This is a genomic window from Glutamicibacter sp. NPDC127525 (genome assembly GCF_042672105.1).
Classification (GTDB): domain Bacteria; phylum Actinomycetota; class Actinomycetes; order Actinomycetales; family Micrococcaceae; genus Glutamicibacter.
On sequence record NZ_JBHXVN010000001.1, the window covers coordinates 544,661 to 559,228 of the forward strand.

Annotated in this window: 12 protein-coding genes; 6 read left to right on the plus strand and 6 right to left on the minus strand. The window is 60.7% G+C overall.

Annotated features, from left to right (window positions below):
- Positions 1–29: 29 nt before the first annotated feature.
- Genes sufD through ACFVHU_RS02520 form a run of 3 tightly spaced genes read right to left on the minus strand, consistent with a single transcriptional unit; the run spans position 30 to position 3,555 of the window.
- Positions 30–1,310, minus strand: a complete 1,281-nt coding sequence (gene sufD / locus ACFVHU_RS02510; RefSeq protein ID WP_388022252.1) for a Fe-S cluster assembly protein SufD — start codon at positions 1,308–1,310, stop codon at positions 30–32.
- Between the two features lie 2 nt (positions 1,311–1,312).
- Positions 1,313–2,773 carry a Fe-S cluster assembly protein SufB gene (gene sufB, locus ACFVHU_RS02515; protein ID WP_133834195.1) on the minus strand — a complete coding sequence of 487 codons (1,461 nt, stop codon included), beginning with the start codon at positions 2,771–2,773 and terminating at the stop codon, positions 1,313–1,315.
- Positions 2,770–3,555 carry a metalloregulator ArsR/SmtB family transcription factor gene (locus tag ACFVHU_RS02520; RefSeq protein ID WP_105656647.1) on the minus strand — a complete coding sequence of 262 codons (786 nt, stop codon included), beginning with the start codon at positions 3,553–3,555 and terminating at the stop codon, positions 2,770–2,772. Before ACFVHU_RS02520 ends, sufB begins: the two co-directional genes overlap by 4 nt.
- 190 nt (positions 3,556–3,745) lie before the next feature.
- Here ACFVHU_RS02520 and ACFVHU_RS02525 point away from each other — a divergent pair, with 190 nt between their 5' ends.
- From ACFVHU_RS02525 to ACFVHU_RS02535, 3 genes are read left to right on the plus strand one after another with little or no spacing between them, the layout of a single operon-like run.
- Positions 3,746–4,699 carry an ABC transporter ATP-binding protein gene (locus ACFVHU_RS02525; RefSeq protein ID WP_133834196.1) on the plus strand — a complete coding sequence of 318 codons (954 nt, stop codon included), beginning with the start codon at positions 3,746–3,748 and terminating at the stop codon, positions 4,697–4,699.
- Positions 4,696–5,460 carry an ABC transporter permease gene (locus ACFVHU_RS02530; RefSeq protein WP_105656649.1) on the plus strand — a complete coding sequence of 255 codons (765 nt, stop codon included), beginning with the start codon at positions 4,696–4,698 and terminating at the stop codon, positions 5,458–5,460. The genes ACFVHU_RS02525 and ACFVHU_RS02530 overlap by 4 nt, the downstream gene beginning before the upstream one ends.
- A gap of 32 nt (positions 5,461–5,492) precedes the next feature.
- Entirely contained in the window at positions 5,493–6,431 is a 939-nt protein-coding gene (locus tag ACFVHU_RS02535) for a heme A synthase (RefSeq protein ID WP_105656845.1), read from the plus strand.
- A gap of 61 nt (positions 6,432–6,492) precedes the next feature.
- Here the strand turns inward: ACFVHU_RS02535 and ACFVHU_RS02540 are convergent, their stop codons facing one another.
- From ACFVHU_RS02540 to ACFVHU_RS02550, 3 genes are all read right to left on the minus strand, one after another.
- Positions 6,493–7,449 carry an HAAS signaling domain-containing protein gene (locus tag ACFVHU_RS02540; RefSeq protein WP_332727184.1) on the minus strand — a complete coding sequence of 319 codons (957 nt, stop codon included), beginning with the start codon at positions 7,447–7,449 and terminating at the stop codon, positions 6,493–6,495.
- Positions 7,433–7,783 carry a PadR family transcriptional regulator gene (locus tag ACFVHU_RS02545; RefSeq protein ID WP_105656651.1) on the minus strand — a complete coding sequence of 117 codons (351 nt, stop codon included), beginning with the start codon at positions 7,781–7,783 and terminating at the stop codon, positions 7,433–7,435. Before ACFVHU_RS02545 ends, ACFVHU_RS02540 begins: the two co-directional genes overlap by 17 nt.
- A 213-nt stretch (positions 7,784–7,996) precedes the next feature.
- Positions 7,997–8,944 carry a heme o synthase gene (locus tag ACFVHU_RS02550; protein WP_105656652.1) on the minus strand — a complete coding sequence of 316 codons (948 nt, stop codon included), beginning with the start codon at positions 8,942–8,944 and terminating at the stop codon, positions 7,997–7,999.
- A gap of 808 nt (positions 8,945–9,752) precedes the next feature.
- On the opposite strand from ACFVHU_RS02550, the gene tkt reads away from it, so the two are divergent.
- From tkt to ACFVHU_RS02565, 3 genes are read left to right on the plus strand one after another with little or no spacing between them, the layout of a single operon-like run.
- A complete protein-coding gene (gene tkt, locus ACFVHU_RS02555) occupies positions 9,753–11,867 on the plus strand; it encodes a transketolase (protein WP_332594700.1) in 2,115 nt (704 codons plus the stop codon).
- Positions 11,868–11,885: 18 nt separating this feature from the next.
- On the plus strand, positions 11,886–12,989 hold the full coding sequence (gene tal / locus ACFVHU_RS02560; RefSeq protein ID WP_388022260.1) for a transaldolase: 1,104 nt from the start codon (positions 11,886–11,888) through the stop codon (positions 12,987–12,989).
- Positions 12,990–14,564, plus strand: coding sequence for a glucose-6-phosphate isomerase (locus ACFVHU_RS02565; RefSeq protein ID WP_388022262.1), 1,575 nt, complete (start codon positions 12,990–12,992; stop codon positions 14,562–14,564). It abuts the gene before it with no gap.
- Positions 14,565–14,568: the final 4 nt, after the last annotated feature.

The window sequence follows — 14,568 nt, forward strand, 5'->3', positions numbered from 1 at the left end:
GGCTAAAAAGCTGGTGAAGCGAGCACTACCTAGTTCTCGGTAGCAGCCAATTCTTCTTCGATGGTGTCGGTCAGTCGCTCCTGCAGAGCCTCATCGCCGATCTGCTGAACGATTTCGTTCAGGAATCCGCGAACTACCAAGCGGCGTGCGGTCTTTTCATCGATGCCGCGAGCCATCAGGTAGAAGAGGTGCTCATCGTCGAAGCGGCCGGTGGTCGATGCGTGGCCAGCACCATCGATCAGACCGGTTTCGATTTCAAGGTTCGGAACCGAATCAGCGCGGGCGCCATCGGTCAGAACCAGGTTGCGGTTGGCTTCGTAGGAGTCGGTACCAACAGCAGCCTTCTGGATCAGCACATCGCCAACCCACACGGTGTGTGCGTCCTTGCCCTGCAGCGCACCCTTGTACAGCACGTTCGACTTGCAGTTGGCCACAGCGTGGTCAACGAACAAGCGGTGCTCCAGGTGCTGGCCGGCATCTGCGAAGTACAAGCCGTAGAGCTCGATCTCAGCGCGTTCGCCGGTGAAGCGAGCCGACGGGTTCACGCGAACCAGGTCGCCACCGAAGGAAACAACAATGTGCTTGAACGAAGCGCCAGCAGCTACCAGCGCCTGCTGCGAGGAAGCGTGAACGGCGTCATCTTCCCAAGCCTGCAGGGAGATCACGGTCAAGCGGGCGTTGGCCTGGACGTCGAACTCGACGTTCTGTGCCAGCACTGCCGAACCGACGTGGTCCAGCACAACAGTAGCCTCGGAATTTTCCTCGGCAACAACGATGAGGTGCTGAGCCGCCGCTGCCAGCGACTCGCCGGTGATGCGCAGGGTTGCGTTGGCACCTTCGGCGTTCTTCGGGATCGTCACAACGTGGGTCTCGGAAGCGAACTTCCAAGCGTTGGCCGACACGCGGTCATCCGGGGTATGCGCAACACCGTTCAGCGCGTCGCCAGCCGGAACAACCGACAGCTTGGCGATTCCGTTGCCGGCGAGCTCTATCTTGGGAGCCGTGCCGGTGAGGTCATCGCTGTGCAGGCCCTTCAGGCGCTTGAGCGGGGTGAAGCGCCAGTCCTCTTCACGACCGGTCAGCTTGGCGAAGTCATCTACATTGGTGCTGGTCAGTCGACCGGCACGCGATGAATCGGGAACTCCAACTCCGCCGCCGTGGCTGTGCGCCTTGGTGGAGGCACCGGCCAGCGGCGAGCTGTCGTTGTCGTTGATCGGCGAAAGGTCTTCGCCCTCTTCGGTGAATCCAGGAATCGATGGTGCGCCGATGCGCGCCTTCTCTGCTGGGATATGGGTGGTGGTCTCCGACATTCTTAGCCGACCGATCCTTCCATCTGAAGTTCAATAAGGCGGTTCAGTTCCAGCGCGTACTCCATAGGCAGCTCGCGTGCGATTGGCTCAACGAAGCCGCGCACGATCATTGCCATGGCCTCGTCCTCGGCCATGCCGCGGGACATCAGGTAGAACAGCTGCTCTTCGGAAACGCGCGAGACGGTCGCCTCGTGGCCCATGGTTACGTCGTCCTCGCGGACGTCGATGTACGGGTAGGTATCCGAACGCGAGATCTGGTCGACCAGCAACGCGTCGCAGACCACCGAGTTCTTGGTGCCCTTGGCGCCTTCCTGGACCTGGACCAGGCCGCGGTAAGCCGAGCGGCCACCGTTACGAGCCACCGACTTGGCCACAATGGCCGAAGAGGTGTTCGGAGCGATGTGGACCATCTTGGATCCGGTGTCCTGGTGCTGGCCCTCGCCGGCGAAGGCGATGGACAGGGTCTCACCCTTGGCGCGTTCGCCAACGAGGTAAACGGCTGGGTACTTCATGGTGACCTTCGAGCCGATGTTGCCATCGACCCATTCCATGGTGGCGCCTTCTTCGCAGACGGCACGCTTGGTCACCAGGTTGTAGACGTTGTTCGACCAGTTCTGGATCGTGGTGTAGCGAACGCGGGCGTCCTTCTTCACGATGATTTCCACAACGGCAGAGTGCAGCGAATCCGACTGGTAGATCGGTGCGGTGCAACCCTCGATGTAGTGAACGTAGGAGCCCTCATCAGCGATGATCAGGGTGCGTTCGAACTGGCCCATGTTTTCCGTGTTGATGCGGAAGTAAGCCTGCAGCGGGATCTCCACGTGTACGCCCTTCGGGACGTACACGAACGAGCCGCCGGACCACACGGCAGTGTTCAGCGAAGCGAACTTGTTGTCGCCCGCTGGAATGACCGAGCCGAAGTACTCCTGGAAGATCTCCGGGTGCTCCTTCAGTCCAGTGTCGGTGTCAAGGAAGATGACGCCCTGGGCTTCAAGGTCTTCACGCAGCTGGTGGTAGACAACCTCGGACTCGTACTGGGCGGCAACGCCGGACACCAGACGCTGCTTTTCAGCCTCTGGAATACCCAACTTGTCGTAGGTGTTCTTGATGTCTTCTGGAAGTTCTTCCCAGGAGGTCGCCTGCTTCTCGGTGGAACGCACGAAGTACTTGATGTTGTCGAAATCAATACCCGAGAGGTCTGGACCCCAGGTAGGCATTGGCTTGCGATCGAAGTACTTCAGCGCCTTCTGGCGACGCTCCAGCATCCATTCTGGCTCGGACTTCAGGGCGGAAATATTCGCCACTACGTCCTTGTCGACGCCACGGCGCGCATTTGCACCCGCGTCGTTCTTGTCTGACCAGCCGTATTCGTAATTGCCGATTCCGTGGAGTTCGGGGTTCTTCTCCAGAATTTCGGAAATTACACCCGGGTCGGCAGACTCCTGTGCAATCTGATCCGTCATCGCGGCCTCTCCTGCTTCGTGAACTGAATTCGAGTTCTTTTCTCAGCGCGCATTGGCGCCTTTTCACGCCCCACAGGGATGTGGGTCGTGCACACGTGTCCTCCACCGGCCAAGGTCGACAGTCGTCGGACGTCGACGCCTAGCAAGCGGGCGAACATTTCCGTTTCCATGTCGCAAAACACTGGAAACTCTCGTGCCAAGTCTTGTATCGGGCAGTGTCCCTGGCATAGCTGCACGCTATGCATCAGGGCAGTTGCCACTTTGGTATCCACTTTTCGGGTGTATCCCACGAATCCATCTGCACTGAGCAAATTGCCCAGCACCTCGGCTCGTGCTTCCAGCCCTTCAACGCCGACCAGCGCCTTGGCGTATCGATCTTCCATTGATGCGAAGCGGTTACGCGCAAACTTGCGAATCGCGTCCTCTCCGGCCGCATCGCCGAGCATCTTCAATGCGTCGGAAGCAATCTCCAGGTAATCGTTGCCCAACTTCGTCTGCCCGCGGTGCGAAAGCACGTAGCGACGCGACGGACGTCCAGCACCGGTTTTCTGGTTGGCTACCAGTTTCACCTCTACGAGTCCCGATTTTGAGAGCGCGTCGAGGTGACGGCGGACCGCAGCAGGCGTGAAGCCCAGCTTGCTTCCAAGCTCGGCAGCACTGACCGGCCCGTCCTCGAGTACTGCGTACAGGACGCGGTCGCGCGTACGCTCCTCGGTATCCCCAACTGCGCCAACTGTCGCGGCAGTGGAGCCACTAGCTGATTCTGAATTTGATGAATACACAACACAATCATGCGTAAATTTTTGCTCTAGGTCTAGTAAGGAAGGACTTACTAAGGACATGCTTGCCCGACTAGTGCGTTACTTGAATCGAACCTCTGACACTCCCATTGTCCCGCCCACCTCAACGGAACTCGAGGGTTGGTGACAAAACACTCAGCTCAGCCAGTTCGACATGTCGTAGAATGTTTCAGTGTCTTCTGTAACTCCCAGCCTTGTCATCAACGAGCTGGCTAAAGATTTAGGTCCAGTCCCCGCCTTGGACAATCGCATGTTGCGAGTCCTGGAGTCGGTGTCCCTAAAAGCTTATCCGGGTCAGGTCACCACGCTTTTAGGAGCTAACGGAGCCGGCAAATCCACGACCCTCGCTTGTGCCCAGGGGCTGCTTCAGCCCGAAGGCGGAACCGTCGAACTCCTGGGCCAGAACCCCTTCGGCGACAATCCCGAATTGCGTTCCCGCGTCGGAGTCATGCTCCAAGACGGAGGGTTGCCACCCTCAATGCGACCGGTTCCGCTCTTGAGGCACGTCGCTTCCCTCTATCAGAAGCCCATTGATATTGATGCGTTGATCACACGGTTGGATCTCGAATCATTTGGCACCCGCACGATCCGCCGTCTCTCTGGTGGCCAGAAGCAGCGCGTCGCCTTGGCCCTGGCGCTGGCCGGAGATCCGGAAGTGCTCTTCCTCGATGAACCAAGTGCTGGGCTGGATCCGCAGTCCCGCCAGGTAGTCTTCGACCTCATTGCCGAACTTCGCGATGCAGGAAAGGCCATCATCCTCACCACCCACCTCATGGATGACGCGCAACGCCTCAGCGACTACGTCTACATCATCGACAAGGGCTGCACCGTGGCGCAAGGCACCGTGGCCGAGCTGACGGCCCGCGCTGCCGAAGACCAGGACACCCGCCCGGTGTCCTTCTCCGCCCCAGCAGGGCTGCGCCTACCTGAACCACCGGCAGGATTGCACCTGGAGGAGACCGGAGCCGGCCAATACCGGCTCGACGGGGTCAACTCCCCCGAACACTTGAACTGGCTAACCCATTGGTGGCTCCAGGAGGGCATTTTGCCAACCGAGCTCAACTTGCAGTCACGAAGCCTCGAAGACGTTTTCCTTGAAATCGCACAGAAGGAGGGAAGGGCATGAGCCAAACACAGGCACGCTCCAATGCTGTCTCGCCACTGCGCCGAATCCTGAACCAGGGTAAATACGAATCCATCCAGATGCTCAGCAATGGCGAACAGCTCATTCTCGCTGTTGTCATGCCGCTCATTGCGCTCTTCGTGCTCACCCTGACCGATCTGGTCAAGGATGTCGCAGACCGCAGCATTGATGCCGCCGTTCCTGGCGTCTTGGCCTTGTGCGTCATTTCGACGGCTTTCACCGGGCAGGGAATTGGCACCGGATTTGACCGCCGCTATGGCGTGCTGACCATGTTCTCCACTACGCCGCTGGGGAAAACCGGACTGATTTTCGGCAAGGTCATTGCCGTGCTGTCGGTCCTGCTGATCCAGGTCGTCTTAATCTGCTCTGTCTCCTTGTTGTTCCTGGACTGGCATCCGAACCCTTGGGGCATTGCTCCGGCTATACTCTTCCTGCTCTTGGGCGCAGCCGCGTTTACCGCGCTAGGCCTGCTGATTGCCGGCACCGTCCGCCCTGAAGCGACGTTGGCGATCACCAACCTTGCCTGGATCCTGCTGGCCGGTGCCGGCGGTGTCCTCTACCCCTTGAGCATGGCCCCTGATTGGGCCCAGCCAACCCTGAATGCGCTGCCATCGGCAGCGCTGGGCGATGCCATGCGCGATGCCCTGATCCACGGCCAGTTCAGCATTGCTGGCCTTATCTTCTTGATCCTTTGGTCAGCAGTTGGCTCCTTTGCAGCCATCAAGCTGTTCAAATGGAGCTGACCACCACCCAAATTCCGAAAAGGGAGATTTCAATGTCTTCAGCCCAAGCCACCCAGAGCTGGGCCGATAAACTGCCCACGAAGGTCACTCGCCTCGTGCATGGTCTCGCGATCGCATCCCTGATCTCGCAGATTGGCATTATCGTCACCGGTGGAGCCGTACGCTTGACGAATTCGGGCCTCGGCTGCTCCCACTGGCCCAATTGCGTTCCCGGTTCGATGACCCCTGTCCCGGAAATGGGCATCCATGGAATCATCGAGTTCGGCAACCGCCTGCTGACCTTTGTCCTGCTGGTCATCGCTGTCGCGTTCCTGATCTCCATCTGGAAGATGCGCCCTACCCACCGCACCCTGTTCAAGTTGTCCATCGGCTTGCTCGCCGGCATCGCGTTGCAGGCACTCATCGGAGCCATCACCGTGTGGACCGGACTGAACGCTTGGGTCGTTTCGGTGCACTTCCTGATTTCCGGCGCACTGGTCATCATGGCAACATTCCAGGTGAACCGCACCGCCAAGGAACTGAAGAACCGCAAGTTCGATCAGAGCAGCAAGTCGATCCGCCAGCTCTCCTTCGCCGCATGGATCTTCTCCCTGCTCGCAGTGGCATTCGGAACTATCGTGACCGGCACCGGACCGCATGCAGGCGATGCCGATGCCCCGCGCCACTTGTTCGATCCACTGCTGGTAACCCGCATGCATACTGCTCCGGTGTACTTGCTCGTTGCCGCAACCATCGTGGTGCTGATTCTGGCCTACAAGCAGGGCGGAAACATCCAGCTTCGCATCGCCATCTGGTGGCTTGTCGCGGCAATTGCGGTCCAGGCAGCAATTGGCTACATCCAGCATTTCAATGGGCTGCCAGTCGCCCTGGTACTCTCCCACATGCTCGGCGCGAGCTTGCTGCTTGCCGCCTCCGCAAACGTCTGGGATCGGGCTGCCATCCTTCCGGAATACCAGCGCAACGATTCCTAGAATCCTGAGTAAATGACTGGGGGTTGCCCTGCACTCGATGTGCAAGGCAACCCCCAGTTGCTTAACGCTGTCCCCCGGCCGTTCCACGGCGCGTGAACCACATCAAACCATAAAGTCCAAAGAAGAAATAGACTGTTCCGGCTAGCCAGAATGCCGCAAGCAGCAGGCCTTGATCCACGGTGGAAACCGCAAGAAGGGCGGCGCCGTTAGCGCAGGTAGCCCATAGAGCAATCCGGGAATTGGACAAGAACCCGATGCCGCAGGCCAAGCCCAGGGCAAGGTATGCGTATACGGCGACGTTCGGCTCGATACTCGTGAACGATGCGGCTCCCAGGAGCACGACTGGCAATAGCAGAGCAGTGCCACCAATGATGCGGATCAACTTTGAACGCGGTTCTCGATTCACCGATTTGGACGAACGCCCATTGATTCCGACTAGCATCCATGCTGCGACCATTGACGGGATATAGAAGATTCCACTGCTGGTAATTAATCCGGCAACGAGCGCTGTCATGCACAAGGCCGCCGCGTAGCCGTAGATTCGTGCCGTTTTTCCCTTCATGACCGCGGTGGCCGCTACGCCAAGTCCGAATATTGCGAAGATCAGCAGTTGCAATGCGCCTTGCTCATATATCGAGTCGTAGCTACTGCCCTCACCTTCTGGCACAGAAGCGCCAAAAATCAGGTCACCCAGGGTATCTGCCAGAGTCGTATCGATGATGGAGACAAGGACACCGAGGACCAGTGCCACCGCACCGAGCACCAAGCTATTCCTGCGTAGGATGGCCCGCTCCTGCGGAGCCGCGTACTCGGCCATCAGAGGGGCTGCAACAGTTTCAGGACTGCCTAGCGCGGCGAGGATTTGGTCATCATCCCTGCCTAGGGCTCGGCCATCCTCGATATGCTGCGCCACATCCTCCAGAAGCTCTAAGCCCATATCCCTTGGAGCACCGCGCAGGAGCTTCCCCAATTCCCGCAAATACGCTTCCGCACTGTACTGCTCAGCTGTCGATGCCATGTTGCTCTCCAAGTAGATCGGTGACTTGCATTGAAATTGCTTCCCATACCCCGCGGAACTCGCCAACCATCAGATGCCCGTGCTCGGTAATGGTGTAGTACTTCCGTTTGCGTCCCGACGCGCCTTCTTCCCAGTAGGTTTCTACCAGCCCAGTGGCTTTCATGCGCGCCAGCAACGGATACAGGCTCCCCTCGCCGGCGGTAAGCTTCCGCGCGGTGAGCTCTTCTGCCAGCTCCAACCCGTATTTATCTCCGCTGGCTAACGAAGCCAGCACACAGTACTCAAGGACGCCCTTGCGTATATTCGTGGCGATTTTCTCGCGTTGATCGGACATGCGATAACCATACCTTGCGTAGCAAGACTTGCATAGCAAGATCTAGTCTTATTTCCCTCGATGAGAGTAATTTCTGCCTAAACTCATAGTGCGCATGCATTGGCCGATGCGAAGGGCAACTACGCTCGAACGCAGAAAAGCGCCCTTCCTGGAATCCATTTTCATTTGGATTCCAGGAAGGGCGCTAACCGACGCTCAGCTGCGGCGTTGAACCTAGCCGAACAGCGGGCTACCCACGAACGGGTCAATGGCCAAGGCCAGGAATACGATCGACAAGTAGGTAATGGAGATATGGAAGACCTTCATGGCCTTGCGGTTGATCTCAGCCGGCTTATGGTCGCTCTGCGCTTCGCGGTAGAGCACGTGCGATTCGTAGACGAACCAGATGCCCGCGCCACCAGCGATTGCGGTGTAAACGATTCCTGCGCTACCCAGTGGGACCAGCAGCATCGAGCAAACGACAGTGGCCCAAGCGTAGAGCACAACCTGTACCGAAACGCGGCGAGCGTTGGCGATCGCGCCCAGCATAGGCACTGAAGCCGCGTTGTAGTCATCCGCATACTTCATGGACAGCGGCCAGTAATGCGGCGGGGTCCAGAGGAAGATCACCAGGAACAGGATGATCGCTGGCCATTCAATTGTGTTGGTCACTGCGGCCCAAGCGATCAGCACAGGCATGCAGCCGGCGATGCCACCCCAGACAATGTTCTGAGCGGTACGGCGCTTGAGGATCAAAGTGTAGAACACGACGTAGAGGAGGATTGCAGCCAGGCCCAAGGCGGTCGTCAGCGGATTGGTGCCAACCCAGAGAACCACCAGGGAGGCTATGGCCAATACCCAAGAGAAGACCAGTGCTTCCCTCGGGGTGAGGTCCCCAGTGACTAAAGGGCGCCCCTTGGTACGCTTCATCAACTTATCCATATCGCGATCGATATAGCAGTTGAATGCACCAGAAGCACCTGCGGCCATAGCTCCACCAACAAGGGTGGAGATCATGAGCCAGACGGAGGGGAAACCCCGTTCGGCAAAGATCATGGTCGGAAGGGTGCTCACTAGCAGCAACTCGATTACGCGAGGCTTCGTCAACGCCACGTAGGCATTGGCCTTGCGCTTCAGAAAATCGCCGGCATTTTCATCAGGCTGACGCGATGCGCGGGGCACTGATGCTGCGGCGACACTTTGAGTCTTCAATTAAACGCACTCAGTTCTTCACGGGTACAAGACAGACACTGTCATTCTACGCTGGATAGAAATTGATTGAAACTCCCCAGGAGAGGATCACAGTTGAAAAATGGTGATTTGGCTCAATTCAAGACGCTACAATCGCCTGCCCGGCGGCTAGCCATGCACCTTTGCGGCTTCACGCTCCCATCGGATTCTGCTCCTCGAACCGATCTTCCGCAGGCAGCCCCCGCCCCAAACAGCGTTTCCCGCGTACCGTTGCAGCACGCCAAAGTCGACAAGCCGGGAGCCTTCGATGGAATAACCCCGCGCGGCGGGAGAACTCATCCAGTTCCAAATGCCCAACAGCATTTCGGCAGATTGCGCGCGGTCCCCCGGACCCTGCTCCCAAATGAACAAAGATGGCAACTGATGGCCGCTAGTGGAACAAATCTTGTTCTTTGTAGCGTTGGCTGGTTGCCGTGCACCGGCTGGCAGAAGTGCCCGGCCACCCATATCCCCCGGCTGCCACCTGCGCACGAATGCGCAGAATGCCTGAGCAATTCGCTCACGCCATGGCATGAATAGCCGTATCAAGTCCACCTTCTGCGCAAACCGAATAATTCTGTGTCATCTTGCTAAATCCAACGCCCCAATACGCCTTTTCGCGATAGAGTTGACTCAGATTGCGCCGTCGCGACCTGCATCCCTCTGAATAAAGCACAGCCGGAGGAAGCAGGAGGCGACGGCGTATTGCGTGTCAGCGGGAGATATCTCCCGTCCAAGCCTGAATGGAAGGAACGCCGCTGTGGCGACTGAATCCTTAGTTGAAGAATTCTCACTGACCGAGTTGGACCGTAAGGCCATCGACACCACCCGTGTCCTGGCAGCCGACGCCGTCGAAAAGGTTGGCAATGGCCACCCCGGTACCGCAATGAGCTTGGCTCCGGCCGCCTACTTGATTTTCCAGAAGCACCTGCGCCACGATCCGAAGGATCCGAACTGGATCGGCCGCGACCGTTTCGTGCTTTCCCCGGGCCACACCTCGCTGACCCTGTACCTGCAGCTGTTCCTCTCGGGCTACGGTCTGGAGATGGAAGACATCGAAGCGCTGCGCACCTGGGGCGCCAAGACCCCGGGCCACCCGGAGTTCGGCCACACCGCCGGCGTTGAGATCACCACCGGTCCGCTGGGCCAGGGCCTGGCTTCCGCCGTTGGTTTCGCCTACTCCCAGCGCCGCATGCGCGGCCTGCTGGATCCAGCTGCCGAGGCAGGGACCAGCCCGTTCGACCACACTGTCTACGTCATCGCTTCCGATGGCGACCTGCAGGAAGGCGTCACCTCCGAGGCCTCCTCGCTGGCCGGCCACCAGGAACTGGGCAACCTCGTTGTGATCTACGATGACAACAAGATCTCCATCGAGAACGACACCGACATCGCCTTCACCGAAGACGTGCTGGGCCGCTACGAGTCCTACGGCTGGCACACCCAGCGCGTGGACTGGACCGTCACCGGAGAATACGTCGAGGACATGGCCGCACTCGATGCTGCTGTGCGCGCCGCGAAGGCCGAGACCTCCCGCCCATCGATCATCAGCCTGCGCACCATCATCGGATGGCCATCGCCGACCAAGCAGAACACCGGCGGCATCCACGGCTCGAAGCTGGGTACCGAGGAAGTTTCCGGCCTGAAGACGATCCTGGGCTTCGACCCCGAGAAGAACTTCCAGATCGAGGACGATGTACTGGCTCACGCCCGCGAGGTCGTAACCCGCGGTGCGCAGCTGCACGCCTCGTGGAACGAGACCTTCGAGGCCTGGAAGTCAGCCAATCCGGAAGAAGCCGCCCTGCTTGAGCGCCTGCAGGCTGGCGAATTGCCAGAGGGCTGGACCGAGAAGATCCCGGCCTTCGAGCCAGGCTCCACCATGGCTACCCGCGCCGCGTCGGGCAAGGTCATCAACGCGATCGCCGATGAATTGCCAGAACTCTGGGGCGGCTCTGCCGACCTCGCCGGTTCGAACAACACCACCATCGAGACCGCGAAGTCCTTCGCTCCCGAGCGCCGCTCCACCGATTCCTGGTCCGCCAGCCCGTACGGCCGCGTGCTGCACTTCGGCATCCGCGAGCACGCCGCCGCCTCGATCGTGAACGGCATCGTGCTCTCCAGCCCGACCCGTGCATTCTCCGGAACCTTCCTGATCTTCTCGGACTACCAGCGTCCGGCGATCCGCTTGGCCGCGCTGATGGGTGTCCCCTCGATCTTCGTGTGGACCCACGACTCCATCGGCCTGGGCGAAGACGGCCCGACCCACCAGCCAGTGGAGCAGCTCGCTTCGCTGCGCATCATCCCCAACTTCGACGTCGTCCGCCCAGCGGATGCCAACGAAGTCGCCTACGCATGGCGCGGCATCCTCGAGCTGACCGACACCCCGTCGGGCATCGTCCTCTCCCGCCAGAACCTGCCAATCTACGACCGCGCGGCCACCGGCTTCCGCGGCGCCGAAGGCACGCTGAAGGGCGGCTACATCCTCGCCGAGGCTGTGCGCGATGGCGCGGAGACCACTCCGGATGTCATCTTGCTGGCCACCGGCTCCGAGGTCGAGCTGGCTATCGAGGCCCGCGAAGCCCTGGCTGCCAAGAACGTCGCGGCCCGCGTCGTTTCGCTGCCGTCGCTGGAATGGTTCGCCAAGCAGGACGCGGCCTACCGCGAAGAGGTCCTGCCGGCAGCCATCACCGCCCGCGTTTCGGTTGAAGCCGGCGTGGCCCAGGGCTGGCGCGAGCTGGTCGGCGCGCACGGCGAAATCATTTCGCTGGATCACTTCGGCGCTTCCGCCGATTACAAGAAGCTGTACTCCGAGTTCGGCATCACCACCGAGGCTGTTGTAGCCGCTGCCGAAACCTCCATGCAGAACGCTGCCAAGTAAGGAACCGAAGTAAAGATTATGAGCAACCCGAATACCCAGGCCCTGTCCGATGCCGGCGTCTCCATCTGGCTGGACGACCTTTCGCGTGAACGGCTGACCAGCGGCTCGCTGGCCAAGCTGATCGAAGAGAAGAACGTGGTTGGCGTGACCACCAACCCGGCAATCTTCGCGGCATCGCTGTCCAAGGCAGAGGTGTACGGCGAGGCCATCGCCGAGCAGAAGCACCGCTCGGTGGAAGACGCGATCACCGAGATCACCAGCGACGACGTGGCAGCTGCCTGCGATCTGTTCAAGGGCGTCTACGAGTCCTCCCAGGGCTTCGACGGCCGCGTGTCCATCGAGGTCGATCCCCGCCTGGCTCACGAGACCGCACCGACCATCACCCAGGCCAAGGCCCTGTACGAGCGCGTGAACCGCGAGAACGTGCTGATCAAGATCCCGGCAACCGTCGAGGGCCTGGAAGCCATCACCGAAACCATTGCCGCCGGCATTTCGGTGAACGTCACCCTGATCTTCTCGCTGGAACGCTACCGCGAGGTCATCAACGCCTACCTGCTGGGTCTGGAGAAGGCCCACGCTGCCGGCGTGGACCTGTCCAAGATCCACTCGGTCGCTTCCTTCTTCGTTTCCCGCGTGGATTCGGAAATCGACAAGCGCCTGGACGCCATCGGCACCGATGCCGCGGCCGCCGTGCGCGGCCAGGCCGGCGTGGCCAATGCCCGCCTGGCTTACCAGGTCTTCGAAGAGTCCTTCGCTTCGGCACGCTACGAGGTGCTGGCAGCTGCCGGCGCCAACGTCCAGCGTCCGCTGTGGGCTTCGACCGGCGTGAAGGATCCTGCCTACCCATCGACCCTGTACGTGACCGAACTGGTCGCGCCGCAGACCGTGAACACCATGCCGGAGAAGACCCTGGACGCCACCGCGGCTGAAGCCGAGGTGCGCGGCAACGCGATCGCCGGCGGCTACGATGCGGCCAACCGCGTGCTGGACAAGCTCGCTGCACTGGGCATCGACTACAACGAGGTCGTGGACCTGCTCGAGGTCGAAGGCGTTCAGAAGTTCGACGTCGCATGGAACGAGCTGCTTGAGGACATGGCTGTGGCATTGAAGGGAGCCAAGTAGATGGAGCTTGGTCTGGTAACCTCCGGCGAGGCCCTGGCCTCCGTCGATGCGTTGCTCCCGAAGCTGATCGAAGCGAAGATCGGCAGCCGCATCGCCGCCCAGGACCCGACCATTTGGGGTCCTGAGGCAGAAGCTGAATCGGCCATCCGCCTCGGTTGGGTCAACCCCTTCGAGGCAGCTCGCAAACTGATCCCGCAGATCCTGGATCTGCGCGATGAGCTGCAAGAAGAGGGCCTGACCCGCATCGTGCTGTGCGGCATGGGCGGCTCCTCGCTGGCTCCTGAGGTCATCGCGGCCCATGACGAGGTGGAACTGGTCATCTGCGACACCACCGATCCGTCGATGGTCAAGCAGATCGTGGAAACCGACCTGCAGCGCACCGTCGTGGTGGTTGCTTCCAAGTCGGGTTCCACCGTGGAAACCGATTCGCAGCGCCGTGCGTTCACCGCAGCTTTCCAGGCTGCCGGCATCGATCCGGCGACCCGCTTGGTGCTGGTCACCGATCCGGGCTCGCCCATGGATAATCCTGATGGCGTGCGCGCGGTATTCACTGCGGATCCGAATGTCGGCGGGCGCTACTCGGCGCTGACCGCTTTCGGCCTGGTCCCTTCGGGCCTGGCCGGCGCGGACATCGAAGCCCTGGTTGAAGAATCCGGGCTGATCAACGATGTGCTGGCTCTGGACGACGAGGACAACCTCGCGCTGCACCTGGGTGCCGCCATGGCTACCGCGGGCCGCGACAAGCTGCTGATTGCCTGTGTGGGCGATGCCCTGCCGGGCTTCGGCGACTGGGCCGAGCAGCTGATCGCCGAGTCCACCGGCAAGGAAGGCAAGGGCGTGCTGCCTGTTCCCGCGCATGTGGATGCACCGGAGCTGGCGAACCCGGCCCAGGACGTGCTGCCGCTGTTCGTCTACGACGCGCTGCCTGAGGATTTCGACGAGGACGCCACCGCCGTGCACTTCAGTGCACCGCTGGGCACCGCCTTCATGATCTTCGAGTACGCCACCGCCGTGGCCGGCTACCTGCTGGGCATCAGCCCCTTCGACCAGCCTGATGTCGAGGCCGCGAAGATCGCCGCCCGTTCCATGCTCGATGCTCCGGCGCAGAGCGCACCGGATGCAGTGGACGGACCAGTTGAGCTCTACGGCACCGGGGCCAAGACCTTGGAAGCGGCTGTGGAGCAACTCGCCGCGCAGCTTCCGGCAGACGGCTACCTCGCCATCCAGGCATACCTGAACCGCAATGCGGACCAGGAGCTTGCCGCGCTGCGCGATCTGCTCGCCAAGAAGACCGGCCGTCCAGTCACCTTCGGCTGGGGTCCGCGCTTCTTGCACTCCACCGGCCAGTACCACAAGGGCGGCCCGGCACAGGGCGTGTTCTTGCAGGTCACCGCGGATCACAAGGAAGACCTTGGGATCCCGGAGCGTCCGTACTCCTTCGGCGGCCTGATCACCGCCCAGGCGATCGGCGATGGCGCAGTACTGGCTGACGCCGAACATAACCGCCCAGTGCTGCGCGTGAACCTCACGGACCGCGCCGCCGGAATCGCTGCCCTGCTAGAGGCAGCGAAGTAAGGCA

Coding starts and splice junctions, on each gene's coding strand:
- sufD (WP_388022252.1), bottom strand. CDS start 1,310: ATGTCGGAGACCACCACCCATATCCCAGCAGAGAAGGCGCGCATCGGC.
- sufB (WP_133834195.1), bottom strand. CDS start 2,773: ATGACGGATCAGATTGCACAGGAGTCTGCCGACCCGGGTGTAATTTCC.
- ACFVHU_RS02530 (WP_105656649.1), top strand. CDS start 4,696: ATGAGCCAAACACAGGCACGCTCCAATGCTGTCTCGCCACTGCGCCGA.
- ACFVHU_RS02535 (WP_105656845.1), top strand. CDS start 5,493: ATGTCTTCAGCCCAAGCCACCCAGAGCTGGGCCGATAAACTGCCCACG.
- ACFVHU_RS02540 (WP_332727184.1), bottom strand. CDS start 7,449: ATGGCATCGACAGCTGAGCAGTACAGTGCGGAAGCGTATTTGCGGGAA.
- ACFVHU_RS02545 (WP_105656651.1), bottom strand. CDS start 7,783: ATGTCCGATCAACGCGAGAAAATCGCCACGAATATACGCAAGGGCGTC.
- tal (WP_388022260.1), top strand. CDS start 11,886: ATGAGCAACCCGAATACCCAGGCCCTGTCCGATGCCGGCGTCTCCATC.
- ACFVHU_RS02565 (WP_388022262.1), top strand. CDS start 12,990: ATGGAGCTTGGTCTGGTAACCTCCGGCGAGGCCCTGGCCTCCGTCGAT.